Source organism: Firmicutes bacterium HGW-Firmicutes-1, assembly GCA_002841625.1.
Lineage (GTDB): Bacteria > Bacillota > Clostridia > Lachnospirales > Vallitaleaceae > HGW-1.
Map to the genome: position 1 here is coordinate 364,306 of PHAG01000009.1, position 25,719 is coordinate 390,024.

General features: G+C 34.0%; 22 protein-coding genes. 16 read left to right on the forward strand and 6 right to left on the reverse strand.

Features of this window, described 5'->3' with window-relative positions:
- The first annotated feature begins 218 nt into the window (after positions 1–218).
- Positions 219–1,823 carry a hypothetical protein gene (locus tag CVU84_12635; GenBank protein PKM94298.1) on the forward strand — a complete coding sequence of 535 codons (1,605 nt, stop codon included), beginning with the start codon at positions 219–221 and terminating at the stop codon, positions 1,821–1,823.
- A gap of 9 nt (positions 1,824–1,832) precedes the next feature.
- Here CVU84_12635 and CVU84_12640 read toward each other — a convergent pair whose 3' ends face one another.
- Positions 1,833–3,485, reverse strand: a complete 1,653-nt coding sequence (locus CVU84_12640) for a hypothetical protein (protein PKM94299.1) — start codon at positions 3,483–3,485, stop codon at positions 1,833–1,835.
- 495 nt (positions 3,486–3,980) lie between these two features.
- Here CVU84_12640 and CVU84_12645 point away from each other — a divergent pair, with 495 nt between their 5' ends.
- The 3 genes from CVU84_12645 (at position 3,981) to CVU84_12655 (ending at position 7,319) form a co-directional block, all read left to right on the forward strand.
- Entirely contained in the window at positions 3,981–4,352 is a 372-nt protein-coding gene (locus tag CVU84_12645; protein ID PKM94300.1) for a hypothetical protein, read from the forward strand.
- Positions 4,353–4,650: 298 nt separating this feature from the next.
- Positions 4,651–6,543: a hypothetical protein gene (locus tag CVU84_12650; GenBank protein ID PKM94301.1), complete on the forward strand. Its 1,893-nt coding sequence runs from the start codon at positions 4,651–4,653 to the stop codon at positions 6,541–6,543.
- A gap of 245 nt (positions 6,544–6,788) precedes the next feature.
- The gene (locus CVU84_12655) at positions 6,789–7,319 is read left to right on the forward strand and encodes a hypothetical protein (GenBank protein ID PKM94302.1); all 531 of its coding nucleotides are present in this window, start codon (positions 6,789–6,791) and stop codon (positions 7,317–7,319) included.
- Positions 7,320–7,537: 218 nt separating this feature from the next.
- Here the strand turns inward: CVU84_12655 and CVU84_12660 are convergent, their stop codons facing one another.
- Positions 7,538–8,233: a hypothetical protein gene (locus CVU84_12660; protein PKM94303.1), complete on the reverse strand. Its 696-nt coding sequence runs from the start codon at positions 8,231–8,233 to the stop codon at positions 7,538–7,540.
- Between the two features lie 236 nt (positions 8,234–8,469).
- On the opposite strand from CVU84_12660, the gene hydE reads away from it, so the two are divergent.
- From hydE to aguB, 12 genes are all read left to right on the forward strand, one after another.
- Positions 8,470–9,513: a [FeFe] hydrogenase H-cluster radical SAM maturase HydE gene (hydE, locus tag CVU84_12665; protein PKM94304.1), complete on the forward strand. Its 1,044-nt coding sequence runs from the start codon at positions 8,470–8,472 to the stop codon at positions 9,511–9,513.
- A gap of 142 nt (positions 9,514–9,655) precedes the next feature.
- Entirely contained in the window at positions 9,656–10,120 is a 465-nt protein-coding gene (locus CVU84_12670) for a GNAT family N-acetyltransferase (GenBank protein ID PKM94305.1), read from the forward strand.
- A 23-nt stretch (positions 10,121–10,143) separates the two neighbouring features.
- Positions 10,144–10,764 (forward strand): uridine kinase, encoded by a 621-nt coding sequence (locus CVU84_12675; protein ID PKM94306.1) that lies wholly within the window; start codon positions 10,144–10,146, stop codon positions 10,762–10,764.
- Positions 10,765–10,790: 26 nt separating this feature from the next.
- Entirely contained in the window at positions 10,791–11,660 is an 870-nt protein-coding gene (locus CVU84_12680) for a tRNA 2-thiocytidine(32) synthetase TtcA (protein ID PKM94307.1), read from the forward strand.
- A gap of 86 nt (positions 11,661–11,746) precedes the next feature.
- Complete coding sequence (locus CVU84_12685) at positions 11,747–13,987, forward strand: hypothetical protein (protein ID PKM94308.1); 2,241 nt, start codon at positions 11,747–11,749, stop codon at positions 13,985–13,987.
- A 300-nt stretch (positions 13,988–14,287) separates the two neighbouring features.
- The gene (locus CVU84_12690; protein PKM94340.1) at positions 14,288–15,109 is read left to right on the forward strand and encodes an EamA family transporter; all 822 of its coding nucleotides are present in this window, start codon (positions 14,288–14,290) and stop codon (positions 15,107–15,109) included.
- A gap of 198 nt (positions 15,110–15,307) precedes the next feature.
- The gene (locus CVU84_12695) at positions 15,308–17,719 is read left to right on the forward strand and encodes a leucine--tRNA ligase (GenBank protein ID PKM94309.1); all 2,412 of its coding nucleotides are present in this window, start codon (positions 15,308–15,310) and stop codon (positions 17,717–17,719) included.
- A gap of 59 nt (positions 17,720–17,778) precedes the next feature.
- Positions 17,779–19,140 (forward strand): MATE family efflux transporter, encoded by a 1,362-nt coding sequence (locus CVU84_12700; protein ID PKM94310.1) that lies wholly within the window; start codon positions 17,779–17,781, stop codon positions 19,138–19,140.
- Positions 19,141–19,223: 83 nt separating this feature from the next.
- Positions 19,224–20,135: a peptidase M15 gene (locus CVU84_12705; GenBank protein PKM94311.1), complete on the forward strand. Its 912-nt coding sequence runs from the start codon at positions 19,224–19,226 to the stop codon at positions 20,133–20,135.
- A gap of 31 nt (positions 20,136–20,166) precedes the next feature.
- A complete protein-coding gene (locus tag CVU84_12710) occupies positions 20,167–20,628 on the forward strand; it encodes an acyl-CoA thioesterase (GenBank protein ID PKM94312.1) in 462 nt (153 codons plus the stop codon).
- A gap of 21 nt (positions 20,629–20,649) precedes the next feature.
- Complete coding sequence (gene aguA, locus CVU84_12715; GenBank protein ID PKM94313.1) at positions 20,650–21,738, forward strand: agmatine deiminase; 1,089 nt, start codon at positions 20,650–20,652, stop codon at positions 21,736–21,738.
- 16 nt (positions 21,739–21,754) lie between these two features.
- On the forward strand, positions 21,755–22,621 hold the full coding sequence (gene aguB / locus CVU84_12720; protein PKM94314.1) for an N-carbamoylputrescine amidase: 867 nt from the start codon (positions 21,755–21,757) through the stop codon (positions 22,619–22,621).
- Between the two features lie 154 nt (positions 22,622–22,775).
- On the opposite strand, the gene CVU84_12725 is transcribed toward aguB, so the two are convergent.
- The 4 genes from CVU84_12725 to CVU84_12740 form a co-directional block, all read right to left on the reverse strand.
- Positions 22,776–23,033, reverse strand: coding sequence for a hypothetical protein (locus tag CVU84_12725; protein PKM94315.1), 258 nt, complete (start codon positions 23,031–23,033; stop codon positions 22,776–22,778).
- Between the two features lie 19 nt (positions 23,034–23,052).
- Positions 23,053–23,583, reverse strand: a complete 531-nt coding sequence (locus tag CVU84_12730; protein ID PKM94316.1) for a hypothetical protein — start codon at positions 23,581–23,583, stop codon at positions 23,053–23,055.
- Between the two features lie 352 nt (positions 23,584–23,935).
- Positions 23,936–24,085 carry a sporulation protein YjcZ gene (locus CVU84_12735; GenBank protein ID PKM94341.1) on the reverse strand — a complete coding sequence of 50 codons (150 nt, stop codon included), beginning with the start codon at positions 24,083–24,085 and terminating at the stop codon, positions 23,936–23,938.
- Positions 24,086–24,330: 245 nt separating this feature from the next.
- Entirely contained in the window at positions 24,331–24,723 is a 393-nt protein-coding gene (locus tag CVU84_12740; protein PKM94317.1) for a hypothetical protein, read from the reverse strand.
- Between the last annotated feature and the right edge of the window lie 996 nt (positions 24,724–25,719).

The window sequence follows — 25,719 nt, forward strand, 5'->3', positions numbered from 1 at the left end:
CTGAGATTGGAATAAAAAATTTATGGATGCTGCAAATCAATAAAGCAACTAAATATGTATACGAAACGGACAAGTTTGTGTTAAAATTACATAAATAGGATAAACACCATTTTAAAAAAACGAATTTAATAAGGATAATATGAAAATCAAAAGTGATATATTATAGCGTCAAGCGGTAATTTGGTCTTGAGTACAATAAAAACTAGAAAGCAGGGAATATGACTAATCATTTTAGCAGTTTAGGTGTCACATCCTCCATTATAGAGGCGATAAAAGAAATGGACTTTGTTACAGCAACAGACGTTCAACAGGAGACAATTCCTCATATTCTGAACCATCAGGATCTTATTGTTATGTCAAAAACTGGCAGTGGAAAGACGGGTGCGTTTGGTATTCCAATACTTCAATCCATCGATCCAAAGGGATACGGACCACGCGGTTTGATTTTGACACCTACACGAGAACTGGCAGTCCAAGTGGATCAAGATCTTAAGAAAATGTCTAAATATTTGGATATTCGTACAACAGCTGTTTATGGACAGCACGATATAAAGATTGAGATTCAGGCATTAAAAAGTGGTGTATCTGTTGTGACTGGAACACCAGGTAGAGTTTTTGATCACCTCAAAAGAAGGACATTAGAAACAAAAAACATCCAATTTGTTGTCCTCGATGAAGCTGATCGTATGCTAGATATGGGGTTTATTGATCAAGTGGTTCAGATTATTAAAGAACTACCCAGAAAGCGTGTAACGCTATTGTTCTCAGCCACGATGCCTCCAGAAATCAAAAGAATTTGCCAAGCATATATGAATAAACCAATTACCATAGAGTTACAATCTGAAACTATGACGGTGGATACTGTTAAGCAAGTATACTACCGAGTTCTATCAAATGAAAAGCTGATTCAATTGAACCGATTACTGAGAGTAGAACAACCCGACCGCTGTATGATTTTTTGCAATACAAGGGATGAAGTGGATAGAGTGCAAGTTTATTTATCGAAGAAAGGGTACATAACAGAAGGTCTTCATGGTGCGAATACGCAAGGCCACCGAATGAGAACAATTCAAAAATTTAAAGAAGATAAACTAAAGGTTCTTGTAGCGACAGATGTAGCTGCTCGGGGAATACATATTGAAGATTTGTCATTGGTCATCAATTACGATGTACCAGGAGATAAAAATAGTTATGTGCATCGTATTGGACGAACAGCAAGAGCTGGTAACAGTGGTAAAGCAATTACCTTGGCAACAAGTGAAGATATCATGTCTTTATATGAGATAGAAGAGCACGTTGGGGTATTGCTAGAAGAAGTGGAACTACCCACGGATGCGTACTTCAAAGAATGTATAGAAAAAAATCCACAACCTATGAATATGAAATATCCAAACAAGGAGTATCAACAAGAACCTACTAAGAAATATTCCAACAAAGAACATCTACAAGAGATTTCAAAGAAGTATCCTGACAAGGAACATCAACAAGAGATTTCAAAGAAGTATCCAGATAAGGAACATCAACAAGAGATTCCAAAGAAGTATGTAGACAAAGAATATCAACAAGAACTTCCTAAAAAGCATACAAACAAGGAGTATAAACCAAAATTCCCTGAAACCGAACTGACAAAAAGGGTACCAAAGCCAGAAGTAGCAAAGGCACCCAGAGAGGAAAAGAAAAAGGGTAAAGAAGTGACTATTATGATAAAAAATATCGGACCTGTAAAAGTTACTTACCGAGAAGAAATAAAAGAAAAAAACTCCTTTTTGAAAAATCTGAAGATTGTAGAATGCTTTTCAGGTTTATTCAAGCGGGAGAAGTAATTATACTTTTTATTTACCACCTAGACTGAAGTGCATATAATCAGCACCGTTTGGCCATAGCATATCTGGACTCCAGTGCCAGCCATATCTATTGAAGGCTCGGACTACATCTCCATCTGATGATATGGAATATGGATTTTTACCAGGTTGCCATAAAGCACCTACTTTGATTAGTCCACTCCACTCAATAAAATAATTTTCTTGTGGGTTAATATCAATAGCGGTACCGCTAGTGTGCTCAGATGTTCCGTTTCTGTAAGCGTAAGCACCACAGCTTTTAATAGGAAACTTTTCCTTCCCATTGTATATATCCGTGAATATTTTTTTAACATTTTCAGCAACATTTTTGTTGACTGTGAGATAAAGAGTGGATGTTACTTTTGTGCCTGAGGTTGTCAGTTTCCATATATTAACTTTGATACTTGTCATACTTAAAAGGGCTTCACTGTTACTGGTGAAGGAAGTCTTCGTAGAGTCTCCGAAAATCATTTCATTCTTATTGGCCCACGGTTCAATCGTAAATTCATCTGTAAGGAAAAAAACTGAAGGCTCACCATTGCTATTGACTGGAACTACATTCAAGGTAACATGAATCCTTTGTTTGTCGTCTCCAAATATAGTGCTATAGAGCGTATTTGTATATTCTGTGATGTCATAAGCTTTGGTATCTCGATTATATGTAGATGAGCTTGTCCGTAAATCTAAGTAATTATTCTCTGTTCTTGTTGTATAAGAGGATATGCCATTTTTAAAAACAGTGACATCGTAAGCTGAAGCCAAGGGAATATCATTCCAACGTAGATAAACATCGCCCCTATAATAAGACTCTGAGATGTAAATTCCTGTTGGCATGGGCAATATGCATTCTTTCACTCCTGCAGCCCGGATTTGAGATTCATCGCAATAGGACAATACATTAAAAGACAATAATACTGCTTGCTCGCGTGTAATATAGCTCTGAGGATCTAATTTACCTTCTCCAGTACCTGAAAGGATACCGCGTGTATATACATCCGCCATATAAATCTTTGCCCAGCTAGATATTAGATCGCCGTCAGTGGAGTATTTAGAAAGTGTTTGGATTGCCTGCTGACCATCCATTGGCTCCGTATAGGTGAGAGAACCAGTAGATGTTTTAGATACAGTGTTACGGTTTTTAAAATAGCGATCACTGCTATAATTTTGATTGTTTCCGATGTTATTCCAATCAATATTTTTATTGTTATTATCAGTAGTGTATTGAAAAAGTATGCGCAATTTTGAGAGCATGACAGCAGCCATTTCCCTTGTAAGAGGCATTTCAGGACTAAAAAGACCAGCGTCAGTGCCTTGGGTTAGACCCAACATATATGCATTTACAGCATTGATGTCCGTTGTATCGGAAAAAGGGGAGGACATGGGTGCTGAGGGTAATGTTATTCCAAAGGTTCGACAAGTGTTAAGTAACAATTCACAAAAATCAAGTCTTGTGATGCTTTTGTTAAAGGGTATGGTATCAAAGTCTACAGGAGTGATACCAGCGGTTACTGATATTGCAACCTTTTGGGACGCCCATGAACTAGGGTAATAGATTACATTTGCATAGGCCACGGATGAATTTGCTAAGAATGTTAGTATTAAAAACAATGCTGAAATAACATTTCCAAGTTTTATGTTTTTCATTATTAGATTCCTTGTTCCTTTCAGCTAAATCATTGTTGATAGTAGTATAAAGAAACAGATAGAGATGGTATTAATTTGAAATTGTTGTATATTGATTTTAAAATAGGAAAGTAATTAGTGGTAGGATGAAAAAAGTAGGATATGTACTAAGAACGCATGATTATGATTCATTAAGACTTTCGAGACTACTGCAGGAGATTTTAAGAAGATTTGATGATTGCTTTTATCAAGAGTAGATCTTAAACCTCCACAAATTGAACGCTTGACTTGCCTTATTATAGCATACTGAATTATGAAAGTACGTACTTAATGAAAATGTAATATAGTAAATCTTGTAATTCTATTTTAAGAGAATTTCAGGAATCTATAATGGAAATGTTCATAAAAGTGTTGATAGGACAATCGGTTAATGTCATAATAAAAATGTGCGTTATGGGTAAATCGATCATGTAGTAAAACACAAACAAGGCTAACAATTGAGGAGGAATACTCATTATGATTTTAGCATTCAAATCTAAATATATAAAATTCAATAATGAAGAGATTAAACGGCTTGGTAGCTTTGGTATCATTGAGATTCATTCTAAGCAACAAGAATATATGCATATTATTGTTGTTAATTATGAAGGATTGGTTCTTGCTGCAAAAGTGAAAGCCATTATAGCCATTAAAGGATATAGAAGCTACACTCCATTAAATGAAAGCTATTCAGAGTTTGGAGCAGGGGGGTTAGTAAGCCTTAATACGAAGGATCAACAAGGTATGCTTGAAGGCTTGGCTACGCAGCTAGAATTTAACTATACAGACCTATCCAAGGCATTTGGGGAAGGGTTAATCCAATTATCAGATGTAGAACAACACGATTAAATTGATGTTTATAAAAGAAAACTTGAATTTGTAAAAGCCAACCCACAAGAGCCAACCTCACAAAGTTGGTTCTTGTTTTATTTGTAGCTTATTTAGAAAAAGGTCCCATAAAAAACATTTTAATACGTATTATATAATAGCGAAGGTGATTATGAAACCCTATTCATATTTGCTTGATTCGCTTCAAATAACAAGATGTACATTTTGGAAAAGTTGCAATTTATCTTAAGGTGGTTCGTGCATCTGTAATTCAACACAAAATAGAAACAATATCACATTGATATTAGGAGGAATGATTATGAAACGCATTTTTACAATATTACTTATTTTAACAATTCTAGTAACTAGTTCGGCTTCTGCTTTTGCAATAGAAAAAGGAGAATTTGATAAAAATGAAAATAAAGTCCAGAATCATAAGGGCAAAGATAAATCACAGAAACTTAAAAATGTAGATAAAGCTCAAACTTTATATGACTTAGGACTTTTCAAAGGTACAAGTCGTACGAGTTATATACCTGATCTTGATCGTATGTCGACAAGAGCTGAAGCCATTGTTTTAATAGGTACATCATTAGGTTGGCCAACAACCAATATTACTTCAGTTCCTGGTTATCCGGATGTTCCTGCTTGGGCTGCACCATATGTAGCTTACGCACTAGAAAATAATATCACTAAGGGTACTGGTCATAATAAGTTTGGTGCAGATTTACCGGTAAATGAGAGAATGATTTATACTTGGTATTACAGAGCGCTCTTATTCACAGGTGACTCATGGAAAAACTCTGAATTTTTAGTAACTGCAGGATTGATTACGCAAGAACAGGCTGATCAGATGAAAGATGAACTTACCGGTCTAACAGATACGGCAGTAATCAGAGATAAGATTGTAGGGATTATGTTTGATTCAATGCAGTGGAAAGAAAAGGGTTCAAATCAAAGACTTATTCAAAAACTTGTAAAAAATTCACGAGTTGATTGGAAAAAAGCAAAAGATCGTGGATTAATGCCAGATTCTAATGAATTAACGTTTGATGTAAAAGCAACATCTTTAAAGGCAGTGTCTGTTGAATTTAGCCAATTATTAAACATTTCAACAGTTACTAGTGCACTTTTTGATATTAAGGTTGGTGAAGTTTCAAAAGTATTTGGTACTGACTTTACTCTTGAAACAATTGACAAAACAGTTTATATTGTGTTTAACAATTTATTAACTCAAGCTTCAACAGTTTCTGTTGGTGTTAAAGAAGGTATTAAATCAGTTGATGGTGTAGCAGTGACTGTAGCAACTAAATCAGTTATTGTAAATGACATTGTTTCACCACTCGTTACTGCTGTTGAAGTAACCAATCCAACTACTATAAAGATTAATTTCAGCGAGTCTATGAACATTTTAACAGGCAACTTGACACATGATAATATTTTAATAGATGGAAGCAAAGCAATTGGTACCTCAACCATGAATGCATCAAAAACTATTTTAACATTGGTACTTGATACTGCCATTCTAGGAGGCAATCATAATATTCAAGTGAATAGTGGTCTTGCAGACTTTTCAGGCTTAAAAACAATAGAATATAATAAAGCATTTTCATTACCTCTAGACATTACTTCTCCTTCAGTTATAAGCGTTACAGCGGATGAAAGAGATAAAATAGTTATTAAATTTAATGAAGAAATAAACAAAAATGAAGGTTTTATCTTTGTTGGTCAAGTTCAATATCCATTAACGGCTGCAATCATTAATGGAGACACAGCTTATCTTCCTTTAAGTATACCTTTAACAACTGAGAGTACTATTTTAGGAACACTTCTTACGATTAAAGGTATTAAAGATTTAAGCAACAATGCTGTGGATTCAACCGTTGGTAAGAATTTTATTTTCAAGGCAACAAATGATATAACACCTCCAACAGCAACTGTAAAGGTATTGGTTGATAAAACCATAGAAGTTCAGTTTAGCGAAGTAATTGACGCATTTACGCTTGCTGATTACACCTTGACTGCAAACGGTGTGATTGTACCTTCAACAATTAGTTATAATAGCGCAGATAAAAAAGCAATCATTGTTATAACAACCGCACCTGTTGAGAGTACTACTTATACTTTATCAATATTAGATACAGTTCTAGATAACTCAGTTTCACAAAATAGATTCGTACCAATATCATTTCAGTTAGTAATCAATAATTAATTAAATTAAGTTCAGAAAAACATTTCATAAGGACGCCCCTGTGAACTCATGTAAGTAATGGGTTCGCAAGGGCGTTTATCTTGTATTATCAAAAGCTGTATTGGTTTGTACTATTAATATTGCAAAATGGGTTGAAGTTAATTGTAATATAAATTAAAATAAGGTAATAGGCTTGAGATATTAATGAGGTAACATCAAATTTGCAAAAAGTTTGATTTATATTCATATAATTAGGAGGTAAGAACATGATCAAAATTCTAATGGTAGTTGATGACTTAGCGGAGGATTTAGAATTATACTATCCGTATTATCGATTAATGGAAGAGGGCTGTGAGGTTATTATGGCAGCTGACAAAAAGAATATGGACTTTCATGGTAAATATGGAGTGCCTTATTCCTCGACAATGAGTTATGATGAAGTAAACGTTGATGATTTTTCAGGGCTTTTAATTCCAGGAGGATGGGCACCAGATAAAATCAGAAGATACGAAACTGTACTAGATATTGTGAAAAGTTTTCATAAACAAAATAAGCCCATCGGTCAGATCTGCCATGCTGGTTGGGTAACGATATCTGCAAATATCTTAAGAGGTAAAAATGTAACCTCTACCCCAGGAATAAAGGATGATATGATTAATGCAGGAGGTATTTGGACCAACGTCCCAGTTATAGTGGATGATAATCTTGTTTCAAGCAGATGGCCTAAAGATTTACCTGAATACATGAAAGCATATATCGAAGTACTAAACAAATATCTAGGCAAAGGGGACAGGTAACTTTAACTCATAAATAGAGGCCCCATTACAGCAGACTCCTAGGCAATAGTCAACCTTGGTACGCTATGAAGGCATAAAGGTTACGGTTCTTTAACATGCCTTAACGGCTACCAATAATAAAGTGTTACAAAGGTGCTGAAAGTAATGTTGTTTATATTAAAATGGATAAATAAAAAAGCCAACCTCGTGAGGTTGGCTTAAGCTTTAATTTAGGGTAATTATATGATTCTTCTACATCCGATAAAAGGTTTATTCCCTCTATCATAAAGTCCGCTAACTATAATTCCAGTTGATGAAGTACTTGCATGTACTATTTTCCCGTCACCTATGTAAATGCTTACGTGAGATATTGAACCATTGTATCCGAAGAAAACCAAATCTCCAGGTAATAATTCACTTACTTTAACAGCTTTGCCATTGCTGTACTGTGAAGAAGAGCTTCTATTTATTGAGTATCCAAAGTTCTTATATACTGATTGAGTAAATCCAGAGCAATCTGTTCCATTTGTTAAGCTTGTACCACCGTATACATACGGATTACCAACGTACTTTTTAGCAAATGTTACAAGGTTTGATCTAATATCTGTCGTTGTTGCGCTTTCAGCTACTACGGGTTTTTCTGCTGTTACGATCACTTGACTGGCATCAACAGGTTGTACAAATTCACCGTATATAAATGCAATTTTATTATTTGCTAAAGTAATTTTATACCAGTCGCCTTCCTTAGAAGCTATTATAATTTTGTCGCCGGTATTGAATTTATCTAAAATGGAGGAGGAAGTACTTGGACCACTTCTTACATTAACACGATCACCAGTTACTTTTCCTTCTGTACTTCCGAATGCGTTTAGACTTGTAAAAAGACTAAAAACCATAGTTAGTAAAAAGATTTTGAAATACATTTTTTTGTTCATAAAAACCCCCTAAAACTATTTTGATGTCAATTGTTGTAAAAGTTATTAACAACTTATTACAAAACTATTATATAATAATGACGTAAAAAAGTCAAGCCTTCTGGAAAAATTAGAGAATTGTAATATCTTTGTAGCTATAGCACTTGATAAGAAGACCTTTTGTCGGTATACTTGGTATACTAGAATATAATTATGGAAGAATATAAAAAGTGTAGAAAGAAAGAGGTTAAACATTTATGAAAGAATTAATAGATAAACTATACGTAAATAATTCTTTAACGAGAGAAGAATTGCGAAGGTTACTTGACAATATTAAGGAAGAAGACATTGCATATTTACAAGAAAAAGCTATAGAAACACGAAAAACTCACTATGGAACCAAAGTGTTTATGCGTGGATTAATTGAATTTACGAACTTCTGCGCAAGGGATTGCATTTATTGCGGTATTAGAAAATCAAATAAAGCAGCAGATCGTTATAGACTTTCTAAAGAACAAATACTAGAATGCTGTCAAATAGGACATGACTTAGGCTACAAGACATACGTACTTCAAGGTGGAGAAGACCCATATTATACTGATGAACGAGTAATAGATTTAATTGAAAGCATTAAGGCTGAATTCCCTGAATGTGCAATTACTTTATCTATTGGAGAAAAGTCTTACGAAAGCTACAAGAAGTTCTACGATGCAGGTGCTGATAGATACTTACTTAGACATGAAACAAATTCTAGACATTTATATGAAGCACTACATCCAGACATGTCTTATGATAACCGTATTAGGTGCCTAGATGATTTGAAGAAAATTGGTTTCCAAGTAGGTGCTGGCTTCATGGTTGGACTACCAGGCCAAACCAATGAAGACTTTATCAATGATTTGTTTTACTTGAAAGAGTTAGATCCAGAAATGGTTGGAATAGGTCCGTTTATTTCACAGAAGGATACACCATTAAGCGATGAAAAGTCAGGTACTGCAGATATGACATGCATTTTACTTTCAATCATACGATTGATGATTCCAAAGGTATTGCTACCAGCTACCACAGCTCTTGGCTCAATCGATAAAAAAGGCAGGGAACTTGGAATTAAGTCGGGTGCCAATGTAGTTATGCCGAACTTATCACCTACAAATGTTAGAGATAAGTATGCATTATATGATGGGAAAATTTGTACGGGTGACGAAGCTGCTCATTGCAGACATTGTATTGAAGGCAGAATTCGCTCAGTTGGCTTTGAAGTAGACATGAGTCGAGGAGACCACACGGATTATCATAAATAACCAATGATACGAGCTCAATTAGTTCCTGTTTTGAGCTCGTTTTTTCTTTGTCAAAATGATTTTGTTTTTTTGAATAAAGTTATCAAGAAATTGTGTTGTTTTCAAAGACAATATAAGACATTCTATGATATAATTATCATGTATGATTTACTATAGATGTTTTACAGAAGGAAAAAATGAAATGATAACCTTGAGACAAGCAATAAACCAAGAAGAACTTGAAAAAGCATTTAAAATAAGGAAAACAGTTTTTGTCATTGAACAGGGTGTAAGTGAAGAAATTGAATATGACGGAAATGACAATAAGGCAATACATATTCTTGCGTATGAAGGTGAACAACCAGTTGGATGTGCAAGAATGTTACCTATGGAACATGGTGTAAAAATTGGTAGAGTTGCTGTTCTTAAGCCTTATAGAGGCAAAGGTATAGGCCAAAATATGTGTGATTCTTTAACATATATTGCAAGAGAGATGAAAATTGAATATGTTTACCTACATGCACAAGCAAGCGCAAAGTCCTTTTATGAGAAAATTGGATTTACAGTAGCAGGTGATGGCTTTTATGAAGCTGATATACTACATTATAAGATGGAAAAAACACTATAACAGAGCGCTAGTGGAGGAAGGATATGAATAATACAATCATTATTGGAATCGCAGGTGGAACAGGTTCAGGCAAAACAACATTAGTAAAAAAGCTTAAGGAAGAGCTAGGTGATGAAGTATTAACCTTAACGCATGATCACTATTATAAAGCGAATAGTCACTTACCCATTGAAGAAAGAGCATTATTAAATTATGACCATCCTAATTCCTTCGATACAGAAAGCTTCGTAAATGATTTATTAAAGTTAAAAGCAGGTTTACCAATTGAAAGACCCTGTTATGATTTTTCGCAGCATACAAGATCCAATGAAATTGTAATAGAAGTACCTACAAAGGTTATTATCGTTGAGGGTATTTTAATTTTTGAAAATATCGAATTAAGAAACATCTTCGATATTAAAGTTTTTGTTGATACAGATGCAGATGTAAGAATTATCAGAAGGCTTCTTCGAGATGTTAAGGAAAGAGGAAGAGAGCTGGACACAGTAATCAGTCAGTACTTAAATACTGTAAAAATAATGCATGAAGAATTTGTAGAACCCTCCAAAAAGCATGCAGATATCATTATTCCTCAAGGCGGTTATAATAAAGTAGCATGCTCCATGTTATTAGATAAAATTAGAGTTCTATTAATTGATAAATAGTTACATATAAATATAGAGGTGAAAAAATGAGTACAATTAGTGGAAGTGGTTGTGAGCTTCTCAGACCCTTAAGTGATAGAAAACCACTAGAGGAAATTGAAAGAAGTCTTATTAAGACATATAGGTCCCAAATATGGTCTAAGTTTGTGAAGGCAATTAAAGAGTTTAAGTTGATCGAAAAAGGCGATAGAATTGCAGTAGGTATCTCAGGTGGAAAAGATAGTTTACTTATGGCAAAATTATTTCAAGAAATTCAAAGACATGGTAAGATCCCTTTTGAGCTTGAATTTATAGTAATGGATCCAGGATATTATATTACCAATAAAGAGCTACTTGAAAACAATTGTGAGTATTTGAATATTCCAATTCGTATTTATGAATCTGGAATTTTCAAGGTTGTTGATAAAATAGCCAATGACTACCCGTGCTACATGTGTGCTAAAATGCGTAGAGGTTTTTTATATGCCAAGGCTCAAGAATTAAATTGTAACAAGCTAGCATTAGGACATCATTTTAATGATGTAATTGAGACAACACTGATGAATGTTTTATATGCTGGTTCCTTCCAAACAATGCTCCCTAAGCTAAAGTCTCTTAATTTTGAGGGGTTAGAACTTATAAGACCTTTATATTATGTTGAAGAGGAGCATATTAAGAATTTTACTGTTAATGCGGGCTTATCTCCATTGAACTGCGGTTGTGTTGTTGCAGCTAAAAAAACCTCGAGTAAACGTAGAGAGATCAAAGATTTAATCAAACAGCTTAAGGAAACATCAGAAGATGTTGATAAATGTATATTAAAGGCTGCTCATAATGTGAATTTAAATTGTATTGTGGGATGGAAAAAAGATGGGCAGAAGCATTCTTATATCGATGAATACGAAGAAATCAAATAAATGGAGGGATTGCCAGAGACTTTAGAAACTGATGATGATATTATAATAATTATCGCTAAGAAATAATCAAACCAGGAGGATATTCGGTGAAAATAACAACAGACAATCAAACCAGTGTAGACAATGTGTTTGATCAAGCAAATGAAGAAGGAAGAAGTATATTATTTGAACATGAAGTATATCAAATTCTTAACGGTATTGGTTTAGACATTCCTAAGTATCATTTCTTAAAGGTTTCAGAGGAAGTAACTGCAGACATACTTTCAAGCTTTGGAGATGAAGTTATTGTCAAAATTGTTTCTTCAGACATTGCCCATAAGCAAAAGGTTGGTGGAGTAAAAAAAGTTAAAAATTACGAACCACTATTTGTTCAATTTGTGTTAGAAAAAATGAAGGAAGAAGTGTTATCTCATTATAGTGAAGAGAACAAACCACAAATTAACGGATTTCTAATTGTAGAGCTAGTAGATTTCAAACAAAGCATTGGATATGAAATATTACTAGGCGTGAAAGATGATCCATCCTTTGGACCAGTTGTTACACTAAGCAAGGGTGGAGATGATGCGGAATTTTTTGCTAAATATTATGACAAGGCTAATCTGCTTTTACCTCAATTAAGCTATGAAGAGGCTCAAAACATTACGAATAAACTAAATATCAAACATAAATTTAAAAGCATCGGTCATGAAGAATACCTAGATTTCATTGCGAAAGCAGCTTCGGTTATAAGTTCATTGGCACATCATTATTCCTATATTCACGGAGAAAGACCAAAGTATTTTATCAAAACAATGGATATAAATCCTTTCGTTATTACTAAGGATAATAGATTTATCGCAGTAGATGGATACATTGAATTTGAAAAGGCAGCTGACAGTAAGAAATATTTACCACATGTGAACACTCTTAATATTAAGTCCTTCTTTAATCCTAAGGGTATTGCTGTTATTGGTGTATCTTCAGACCCAACTAAATACAGTATGGGAAGAGAAATTGCGAGATTACTTCATGACTTAAGAAGAGATGATCTTTATTGTGTTAACATGAGAGGCGGAGAAGCAGTACTTGGTAATCAAACATATACTTTATATGAATCAATTGAAGATATTCCAGCTGATATCGAAATGGTAGTTTATGCGGCTCCAGCAAAACATATTACTTCTTTCTTTGCTAACTTAAAAGGGAAAGGACCTAAATCCGTTGTTCTTATACCTGGAATTTCTCAAGATATTGATTATAATAGTTTTACAGAGGAATTAAATAAAGTAATACCAACGGATGTTAGAATCATTGGACCTAATTGCATGGGTGTTTTTTATGGTGAAGACGAACATCAACTTGGTGTTAATACACTTTTTATTGATGAAGAAAGACTGCATTTGGCAGTTTCTGAACATAGCAACACAGCCTTGCTTACTCAAAGTGGTGGAATGGCAATCACCTTAATTGATAAAATGCCAAATGCTCCAATATTCAAATCCATAGTCAGCTTTGGTAACAAATATGATGTTAAGATTACTGACTTAATTAAATATTTTAATGAAGATGCACAAATCAAAGTAATTGCACTTTATATTGAAGGCTTTGCGCCAGGTGAAGGAAGAGTGTTCTATGATTTGATGAAAGAAGTGCATAAACCTGTGATTGTATATAAATCAGGAAGAACTGATGTAGGCGCTAAAGCGGCAGCTTCTCATACTGCAGCAATGACTGGAGATTATGATGTATTTGAAGCGGCTTGTAAACAAGCAAAGGTACTACTCATTGATGATACAGAAGCTTATCACGATAGTGTGAAAGCCTTTGCCTTATTGGCAAATAAAAAGGTTACAGGGAATAAAGTTGCAGGTGTATTAAATGCTGGATTTGAAGCTACAGTTGCTTCGGATGAGTTAGGTATACTTGAACCTGCTATTTTCTCCAAAGCTACACAAGAACGTATTGACAGCATCAATAAACTTGGTCTTGTTAATACGAGCATGTCAATCTTAGACGTTACACCTATGACTGATGATATATTGTTTAAGGATTTTATTGAAGCTGCGTTACAGGATGATGCAGTTGATTGTGTATTCGTCGGAATTGTTCCTCACGTTGAAAACATTAAAGCGACTCCAAATACCTGTAATGATGAAAACAGTTTAGCCAATCTTATCGTTAGGTTAACAAAAAAATATGATAAGCCATTGGTTGTTTCGGTAAATGGTGGAGAATATTACGGTGATTTTGTTGATATTATGGAAAAGGCAGGAATTCCTGTTTATGCAGATGTTAGAGCGGCGGTGAAGTCATTAGAACGTTTTGTAAAATATCATTTGCAAACATAGATTTCTAAGTGTAAATAAGTGAGTTGAAAAGGTTCTTTTAATCAATTGATTAGAGGAACCTTTTTACATATACACTATAATAATTAGTTTCTTGTGTTATTGAAGATGGACTTGTTGTGTGTTATTCTAAAAATAAAAATATGTATAGGAGATTTGAAAAATGAATTTAATTAAAACGGCGCTACTTGCTTCAGCTAAAATTCTTCCATTAGAGAAAGTGTTGAGGATGCTTAGTTGAAGATAAAAAATAATGTTCTATTTTTAGGTATCTTATATTCCACAATATTCGGCTTCTCTTTTATGTTTACCAAACTTACACTAACGCATGTTCATGATATTTATCATATGTTAGCCTTTAGATTTCTAATTGCTTTTGTGGTTATGACAGTATTATTACTATTTAAAGTAATAAAAGTAAGTTATCGGGGAAAGAACCTTAAAATGCTTTTTTTACTTGGTTTGTTTCAACCGATTATATATTTTATATTTGAGACGAAAGGAATACAATTGCTACCATCTTCTCAAGCGGGAATCATGATAGCGTGTGTTCCGGTAGTTGTAATCGTTTTTGCTATTATTTTTCTAGATGAAAAGATATCTTTCATGAGATTCACATTTATTATGCTTTCTGTAATTGGTGCTATTGTAATTAATTCAAACAATCTCATTGGGGGAAATATCAAAGGTATTGTATTTCTGCTGATCGCTGTCTTTGCGGCAGCTATATATAATGTTATTTCAAGAAAACTTCACTTAGAATTTACTTCTATAGAAATGACTTATTTAATGATGGGATTTGGAGCTATTGTATTTAATGTGATTAGCTTGGGAATACATATCAGTAATGGAGTTTTACAAGATTACTTTAAGCCATTAATTAGCCCCCAAGCTCTATTAGGATTTTTATACTTGAGTATATTATCGTCAATTGTTGCATTCTTTGTGTTGAACTATACATTATCAAAGGTTGAAGCATCTAAAGTTGCAGTGTTTGCTAACTTTACGACTGTAATTTCTGTACTAGCTGGAGTATTGCTTTTAAATGAAGTATTTAAACCACAACAATTAATAGGCGGTGTGATGATATTGGTTGGAGTATATTTCACTCAAAGGACGACATAGTAAACATTTGTCTATCAACATTTGACTTGCTAAATATTACACATTATGCTAATATAAGTAATTGAATAAATAAAGACTTTGATGATAATTATAGAGAATAAACTTGAGTTGAATTGTGATTATAATCGTCTCTATGCTAAGCATAGAGACTTTGTTATTTACTAGGAAATCTGATAAAAATATAAGGGAGGTTCTTTCATGGCTATTATATACAACCATAAAGAAATCGAAAAAAAATGGAAAGCTGTATGGGATAAAGACCCAGTGAACAAACCATCAAAAGATAAAGAAAACTATTATTGCTTAGATATGTTTCCTTATCCTTCTGGAAGTGGGCTTCATGTTGGACATTGGAGAGGTTACGTATTAAGTGATGTGTGGAGTAGATACAAGGTTTTGCAAGGATACTATGTATTACATCCAATGGGATGGGATGCCTTTGGTTTACCAGCAGAAAACTATGCAATTAAAATGGGGGTTCATCCTGCAAAAGCTACTGCAGAAAATGTAGAGAACTTTAAAAAGCAATTAAAGGAAATTAGCGCAATATATGATTGGGATAAAGAGGTAAATACTACAGATCCTAATTTTTATAAATGGACGCAATGGATTTTTGTTAAGATGTTTAAGGAAGGCCTAGCTTACGAAAAGCAAATGCCAATTAACTGGTGCCCTGATTGTAAAACAGGTTTGGCTAATGAAGAAGTAGTAAACGGTGAATGTGACCGTTGTAGTTCAAAAGTAACGAAAAAGAATTTGCGTCAATGGATGCTTAAGATTACTGCGTATGCTGAAAGATTATTGGAAGACCTTATTCCGTTGGAATGGCCAGACAAGGTTAAAAAAATGCAAACAGATTGGATTGGTAAATCCTATGGTGCAGAAATTGATTTCACCTTAGAAGGTGTAGATGAAAAGATTAAAGTTTTTACAACAAGACCAGATACTCTTTATGGTGCAACCTTTATGGTATTAGCACCTGAACACGAAGTAATAAAAGCAATAACCACTGAAGGCCAAAGTGCAGAAGTTGAAAATTATGTATTTATGTCCTCTATGAAATCCTCAGTAGATCGTTTACAGGACAAAGAAAAAACAGGGGTTTTCACGGGTAGATATGCAATTAATCCACTGAACGGAGCAAAACTTCAAGTTTGGGTTTCAGATTATGTATTAGCGGATTATGGAACTGGCGCAATTATGTGTGTTCCAGCTCATGATGAAAGAGACTTTGCCTTTGCGAAAAAGTTTGAATTACCTATTATTCAAGTCATTATTCCAGAAGGCCAAGATTTAATAGAGCTTGAAGAAGCTTATATCGGCGATGGTATTATGGTAAACTCAGATGTTTTTGATGGTATGAAAGCATCAAAAGCAAAGGAAGCAGTAGCGGCTTATTTAGAAGAACATGGCATTGGTAATAAAACAACAAATTATAAATTAAGAGATTGGGTATTTTCAAGACAACGTTATTGGGGAGAACCAATTCCAATTATACATTGTGAAAAATGTGGTGCTGTAGCAGTGCCAGAGGAAGAGCTTCCAGTACTATTGCCTGAGGTTGAATCTTATCAACCAACAGGAACTGGTGAATCTCCACTTGCTGCAATTACGGAATGGGTTAATACTACTTGCCCAGAGTGTTCAGGACCAGCAAAGAGAGAAACAAATACAATGCCTCAATGGGCTGGCTCCTCCTGGTATTTCTTAAGATATGTTGATGTTAATAATGATAAAGAGTTAATTTCTAAGGAAAAAGCAAAAGAATGGGTGCCTGTTGATATGTATGTTGGCGGTATTGAACATGCGGTACTTCATCTGCTTTATTCAAGATTTTATACGAAGTTTTTATATGATATTGGTGTTGTAGACTTTTCTGAACCCTTTACGCGTTTATTCAATCAAGGCATGATTTGTAAAAATGGTGCAAAAATGAGTAAATCAAAAGGCAATGTAGTTTCACCCGATGAATTGGTTGCTAGATATGGTTGTGATTCCTTAAGAATATATGAATTATTTGTTGGACCACCGGAACTAGACTCTGAGTGGGATGATAGAGGAATCGAAGGAGTTTATCGATTTATCAATAAAGCCTGGAACTTACTAAACGATAATATAAATAAGCAAGCAACAACCACTAAAGAACTAGAAAAAGTTAAAAATCAAATGATTTATGATATCACTACTAGATTAAATAGTTTCCATTTTAATACAGGGATCAGTGCTTTTATGGAATACACAAACAAGCTAGTAGACATTTCAAAAAATCATGGTGGCGTAGATTATAAAACACTTGAAGCATTTACAATATTGCTTTCACCATTCGCACCACATATGGCTGCAGAAATGTGGGAAAAGCTTGGACAAACAAAGAGTGTATTTGAAAACAGCTGGCCAACTTATGATGAAGAGAAAATGAAGGAAGACGAAATCGAAATGCCAGTACAAGTCAATGGTAAGGTAAAAGGAACGATCGTCATTGGTATTGAAGAAGGAAAAGATTCTGTTCTTTCAAAGGCAAGAGAATTGGTTTTATCTAAAATTGAAGGATGTACAATAGTAAAAGAAATATATGTTCCTAATAAAATAATTAATATTGTAGTAAAATAGTTAGTGGGGGAGACGAGTTCTCCCCTATTAAAATTCAGCAGGTAAGGAGGTTCCCGTTCGTGTCAGATAAAAGGAAAGAAATACTAGGTTCAATGGACATCAAGAAATCATTATTAAAATTAGCGATACCAGCAATCATAGGTATGCTCATTAATGCTATCTATAATGTTATTGATAGAATTTTCGTTGGAAAGTTAGGTACAGAAGCCTTAGCTGCTACGAATGTTGTATTTCCTTTATTTGCATTAATTGGAGCAGTAGGATTAACCTTTGGTATTGGTGCTGGTTCTTATGTATCAAGATTATTAGGACAAGGTAATAAAGAGCTTGCACAAAGAGCTGCGTCAACCGCGATATTTTCTAGTATGATGTGTGGATTCATTTATACCTTAATTGGGTTGTTCTTTATCGTTCCAATATTGAAGTTCTTTGGTGCATCTGATACAGCCATGGCCTACGCAGTAGATTATGGTAAATATCTTACGATGGGTGCTATTTTTACTATGATGAATATGACTATGAATAATTTGCTGCGTTCTGAAGGTAGCCCTATGATGGCAATGCTTGCTATGTTAGCGGGTGCATTGACAAACATTGTGCTTGATCCAATATTTATTTTTGTATTAGATATGGGAATTGCTGGTGCAGCGATTGCAACGGTTATTTCTCAAATGCTTTCAACAGTATTGCTGATTTCATATTATTTGAGTGGTAAGAGTTCTCTGAGGATCAATGTTAAATTGATTACTTTTTCAAGAAGTTTGTATGCGCAAATTATGAAAATTGGGACACCAACCTTTTTGCGACAAGTATTAGCAAGCTTATCCCTTGTAATTGTAAATCACGCCGCTAGACAATTTGGAGATAGTGCTCTTGCGGGTATGGGTATTGTAAATATCGTTTTCTTAATTGCTTTTTATGTATTATTTGGCTTTAACCAAGGCTTTCAACCGCTTGCAGGATATAATTACGGCGCAAAAAATTATAAAAGACTGGGCGAAGCGATTAGAATTGCCATTATTTGGGCAACACTCTACTGTGTTATCATTACAGTAATATTTTCAGTTTTTACAACAACAATTGTCGGAGTATTTTCTGTGGATTCTGAAGTAATCGAAATCGGAACAAAAGGGATAAGAGCATTTTCAGTGTTATTACCTTTTATGGGCTTTATTATTATAATTACAGGCCTATATCAAGCGTTGGGACGTGCAACAGGATCAGCAGTTTTATCTCTATCAAGACAAGGATTATTTTTAATTCCAACCGTTCTTATTTTACCTAGAATTTTTGGGCTTAATGGTGTTATTTATTCACAGTTGGTTGCAGATTTCTTAACTCTCATAGTGGCAAGTATATTCACGATACACATTATGAAGAAATTAAAGCACGAAGAATTGGACATGCTGAAAGGGTCATAATTATTTATTTCCTATTGAAATTAGTCGAATTATATACTATGATGATACATGATACAATGAAAAATAGGAAAAGGAAGTGACTTATGAAAAAGCTTGTATTAATCACTGTTGTTTTGTCACTTATTTGTATTGGTATCGTCGGTATCATTATTCTGATAAATAATCGTTTAGAAGAAGCTGCACATGCGATTGAAATCCAGGACACAAATAATAACAATGATGATAATGAGGATCAAGACATAGTAGAAGATAACGATGACGATGAAAATCAAGACGAAGAATCAGAAGATAATAACGATAATCAAGACATCAATGAAGAAGAATTACATAATGATAGTAATATAGATGAAATTAAAGAATTCGTAGGTGAAGAGGTGTATAATTTTGATGCAGGACAAATACTGCAGGTAGAGAATCAAGATTCCTTACATGTTCTTGTTAATAAGAAAAATGAACTTGATTCAAATTATGAACCTAATGATCTTGTCGTTCCAGAGGTTAAATTTTCATTTGATGGGAACGATCAAAAAAAACAAATGAGGTCAGTTGCAGCAAATGCATTAGAAGAATTAATAAATGGAGCACTGGAGAATGACTATAGGTTAGTTGCAGTGTCTGGATATAGATCCTATAATCGTCAACAAACTATTTACCAAGGAAATGTTGACAGGATGGGTGAAGAGGCTGCGAATAAGGTAAGCGCAAAGCCGGGTCAAAGCGAGCACCAGACGGGTCTTGCAATGGATGTAAGCTGTGAAAGTATTGGATATTCCTTAGAAGAATCACTAGGAGACTTGCCAGAAGGAAAATGGCTTGCTAAAAATGCACATGCATATGGCTTTATCATAAGATATCCAAAAGATAAAACAGATATTACGCAATATAATTATGAACCATGGCATGTAAGATATGTTGGTAAAGCGTTAGCAACCTATTTATATGAAAATGATTTAACCTTAGATGAATTTTATGAACAAATAAATAATGAATTCTAACGAATAAAACAATTTGAGAAAGAGGAAGTTAATGGATAAGAAAACTACAAAAGAAAGCGAAGTACGTATGACGGAATTGGTGCTTCCTAATGATACCAATTTGATTGGTAATTTATTAGGTGGAAGACTTATGTATTGGGTTGATATTGTAGGTGCATTAGCTGCTTCACGTCATTGTCGTAATGTTGTTGCTACAGTACAAGTGGATAGCATTGATTTTAAGAATCCTATTAAAAGAGGGGATATGGTAGAATTATTTGCAAAGTTAACTTGGGTAGGAAGAACATCCATGGAGGTAAAGGTCACTGTTTATTCAGAGAATTTATTTACAGGAGAAAAGATTTTAACAAATGAAGCCTATTTGGTTTTTGTATCTTTAGATCGACATAGAAATCCTGTTAGAGTGCCGGGATTATTGCTAGAAACTGAGGATGAGATGGTAGAATGGGAGAAAGCAATTGCTCGAAAGGCCTATAGGATGAAAAACAAGTAGTATATTAGAAGGGATATATATATGATTAACGATTCAACTCCAAGAAAAGATGGTTTTAGAATGCCTGCTGAATTTGAAGAGCAAAAACAAGTGTTTTTGCTCTGGCCAGAGAGAAAAGATGTTTGGCATCATGAAGCGAAAAGTGCACAGAAGGTTTTTACTGAAGTTGCCCACGCAATAGCAAGGTTCGAAGAAGTAACGGTAGGTGTATCTGAAGAACAGTATGAGGACGCTATGAGAAAATTAGGTCCAAATGTCCGTACTGTAATTATGCCTCACGATGATGTATGGACTAGAGATGTGGGGCCAACTTTTGTTATCAATGACAAAGGTGATACCAGAGGCATTGATTGGGATTTTAATGCATGGGGTGGTATTGATGAAGGTGCATATTATCCTTGGGATAAAGACGGTAGTGTTGCAGCGAGTATAATTACATTAGAGAATGTGGAAAGCTATAGGACTGAAAACTTTGTACTCGAAGGGGGATCTATCCATGTTGACGGTGAAGGAACCCTTTTGACAACAAAAGAATGTCTTCTTAACAAAAATCGAAATCCTCATCTTACACAAGAGGAAATTGAGGAATACTTAAGAGCTTATTTAAATGTTGAAAAGATTATTTGGCTTAATCAAGGACTTTTTAATGATGAGACTGATGGACATATTGATAATATTTGTTGTTTTGCTCGTCCAGGGGAGGTGATTTTATCTTGGACGGATGACGAAAGTAGCCCCAATTATGAAATATGTAGAAGTGCCTATGAGATATTAAACAATTCCATAGATGCAAAAGGCAGAACGATAAAAGTCTATAAACTAGAATTACCACAACCAATATTTGTTACAAATGAGGAGGATGATGGAATCCTTCAGTCTGCAGATGCTACAAGATTTTCTACAGATGAACCACTTCCAGCTTCCTATGTTAATTTTCTTTTTTGCAATCATTCGATTATTATGCCGATTTTTAATGATCCAAAAGATGAATTAGCAATAAAAACCTTAAAAGAAATATTTCCGGATAGAGAAATTGTCACCATATACTCAAGAGAAATTATTTTAGGTGGAGGGAATATACATTGTATTTCCCAACAACAACCTAAATAAAGGAGGATTTAATATTATGAGAGAAGTAATTGTTGCCGCTACACAAATGAAATGTTCTAGTGTAGTCAGTGAGAATATAATAAAAGCTGAGAAATTAATACGAGAAGCTGCTGATAAAGGAGCAAAGATCATTCTCGTTCAAGAGCTTTTTCAAAATCTCTATTTTTGCCAAGTACAGATTGAGGAATATTTTAAGTTAGCAAAAAGTGTTGAAGAAGATGAAGGAATTATACACTTTAAAAAATTGGCAAAGGAATTACAGGTTGTATTACCAATCAGCTTTTTTGAGAAAAAGCACAATGCTTTTTATAATTCTGTTGCAGTTATAGATGCTGATGGGGAATATCTTGGAACCTATAGAAAAACGCATATTCCAGATGGTCCTGGTTATTGTGAAAAGTTTTATTTTACACCAGGAGATAGTGGAATTAAGGTTTTTACAACGAAGTATGCAACAATCGGGATTGGTATTTGTTGGGATCAATGGTTTCCTGAAAGTGCAAGAGCGTTAACTCTGCAAGGTGCAGAAATCATATTATATCCTACAGCAATAGGCTCAGAGCCTTCAAAACCAGAATATGATTCAAAGGATCATTGGCAAAGAGTAATGCAAGGACATTCAGCGGCAAATATTATTCCAATAATAGCCTCTAATAGAGTAGGATATGAGAAAATTGAAGAATCAGAAATTACCTTTTATGGTTCATCTTTTATAACGAACGGGATAGGAGAAAAAATTGCTGAGTTAGGAAGAACAGAAGAAGCAGTAATTACGGCAACCTTTGATCTAGATGCAATAGCAGAACTACGAAGCTTTTGGGGCTTTTTCCGAGATAGAAGACCATCTATGTATGCAAGTTTGTTAACGAAAGACGGAGAATAGGGTATAGAACGCAGAAATGAAGGCGTGGAGACGTTCTAAGGCTATTATTTACTTAGCCTTGAAACGTCGCCATGCCTTATTTTGTTTGTTATTTAACGCGGCGCAGCTGATTTTCTTGTGTCTATTTTTTTTGCTTATTCCTGTAGTTCTTGGTTTACATATTCCTGAGCATATTTCCAATCATATCGATTTTGCTTTTTTCTTCCTCGTTTAAATTTACCTTAAGGAGATCTATGAGTAAGCCAGATTCTTCTTTAGTAAAAGACAACCCCTTACTTCTCATTTCCATTCCATAAGTAAATAAAACTTGTAATCTTTCATCTGCATTTTTTTTGTTCAGATCATTAAATAGTTTGGATATTATTTCGAGCTTTTGTTTATCAATTTTTCTAAAAGCATCTTCATCAAACATCTTTGAGTAAATATCTATGTCAATCACCTTCCTTTTCATCAATAATTTTATTAACCATCTTCATAAATTGATTATAACCATCATTGTCATGCGTAGCTTCTTTTTGTATATTATCAGGTTCTTGGCCATGAGATTGAAGCAACTTTGGATTGTTCTTATAATTTTCCATGGTTGTTTGCATATTTAAAAGAGATATGATCATATTCAGCTTTTTCTGTTGTGGTTCATCACAACAATTTCTGATATCACTTAAAAAACCAAGCGTATTTAACTCTTTTTTTTGCTGAAAGGTAGTATGTAGTTCGGAAGAAGGACGAAATACGTCCATGGTTTTTCTAAACTCTAATAGCTTAATTAACATTGCGAAATTTTTCTGATAAGGATAATCAAAGTATGGTAAGGTGGCTTTCATAATGCGAAGATCTTGATTGTTCACTATTTTATCAATTGGTGGAACCTCAGGAGGTGTTATTTTTTCTTGATTCTGAGACAGTGTTTGTGCCATTTTTATTACTTCAGTAAAATCCATATTGGAATTATGTTCATTCATACGTTTCTCCTTCATATTAGGATATACAATAGTCTATGTAACTGGATAAAACTTTTTGACTACTTTCAATAGAGTATTACATATATTAAATTAAAAACAGCTAGAATAAGGTGACCAAATGGAAATGAAAGATCACATCATTATTGATGGCAACGCTGTCTATGAAATAGATGACGACTGTAAAAATAAAATACAAGCAACAAGTACGCATCAAGATACGGATGTAATACTTCAACTTTTAATGATATTGTTAATGTTGTAATATGTATTTGGTGGGGTTAGAGATAAAATCTCAGAGACCCCACCAATGCTTAAGTAAAAAAGATATGTTCTACGATCAATTACTTGGCTCCTAGTTAAATAACATTAACATTAAGAGTAAAAAGAAAATATTATTGTCGCCAAAACCACCGCCACCGCCAGGACCATGACCGGGACCACCTAAGAACCCACCACAACCCGAGCCTCCACTAAAAAGTAACAAGAAGAAAAGCAAAAACATCATTGAGTTATCCATTCCGTCGCCTGCTGGAAACATACTAGCATTCATATCGCTCATATCAGCACTCCTAATTCTATTCATAATATTTTATGAGTCAAGAGTTGAAACTATGATTAAATATCATGATATGCTTAGAATAAGAATTGATACAAATTGAAATTTGGGGGAATGAATAAACAATTTTGAAGAAATGATGCAAACGCAAGAAAAGCTATTGGCAAAATTACCAATAGCCCAGTAGTGCATCATTTGTTAGATAGTGGTGGCGTTCCATCCCAAGATGAAGGAACAGTAGTGCCATTTACATCATCATGATTAGATAGCGGTGGTGTTCCATGCCAAGATGAAGGAACAGTAGTACCATTTATTTTATCAGTATTAGTGAATGGTGGGGTTCCATCCCATGATGAAGGAATAGTTGTTTCATTTACATCATCATTATTAAATGGCGGTGGGGTCCCATGCCATGATGAAGGAACGGTAGTACCATTTACATCATCATGATTAGATAGAGGTGGTGTTCCGTGCCATGAGGCAGGAACAGTAGTACCATTTACTTCGCTCGTATCAAAAGGGCCGGTAGATTCATTGGGATTAACTGTTTTGTGTGGTGTAATAGACTCGTTATTAGAATTCATAATTTTCACCTCTTTTTTAAATAATCTGATATATTACAAATAAATATCTGTAAATCAGTTGAATCAGAAAGTCGGGAAGACTTTCTCAAAGAACAATAGTTGCGTAATAAAACGCTTATTTGTTCTACTCATTATTATTCATCAAAGTGTAAATAAAGATGCATGCAATTGTAAAAATATATCGTTAGAGAGTTTGCAAATATAAGGGAAAATGTATTTGCGTCAAGGTTCATAATAAAAAAATAAGATTGGGTACTGATCTTTAGACATAGAATACAAAACAATCTACACACAATAATAAAAACTATGGAGAATAAATAAAGAGTTTGAATTTTTCACAAAAACTGGCTTTAATGACAAAATATATTGACAAATCTCACAATCAGTTTATACTTTACAGTATACAATTCTGCATTTTGTCTAAAATGCATGACAAAGGGATAAATGGGTGGGATTAGGAGAGTAGAAATATCTAGTTAATCCCCATTAAAAATAATTAAATAATAGAAACTGAGAGTCTTATTGGATTTTTTAATAAGTCTATTTAGTTATTTGCAAAAATGCAATAATTTGAACCTTAGCCAATTAACGAAACAAGTTAATGGCTTATCAATTGTCTGTAAAATTATGACCAAGCAAATTAATTATTAGAATGTAAAGGAGGAAAAAGATTATGAATATTTGGAAAGGATTTAATAGAATTTATTGTTAGTTTTTGTTTTATTTATGGATGCAGGAATGGGGTTGGGTAGTAGTAATGGGGAGCCATACTAAAAGTCGTATAGCTCCTATTTCTTAACAAAGGAGATTTGGAAATTTTAAGTAGACAACTTAATAATTTACCCAGAGAAAAATCATTTGGACTTTCTCACAATAAAAACAATCCCCTTGCTACTATAACTCTGTTTGCATTGCTTATATAATCAGGTGGAAAAGAACGTTTGTACTTGATTGTATGTGCTATGTAAACAACTTATTGTAGCAACAAAATTAAAT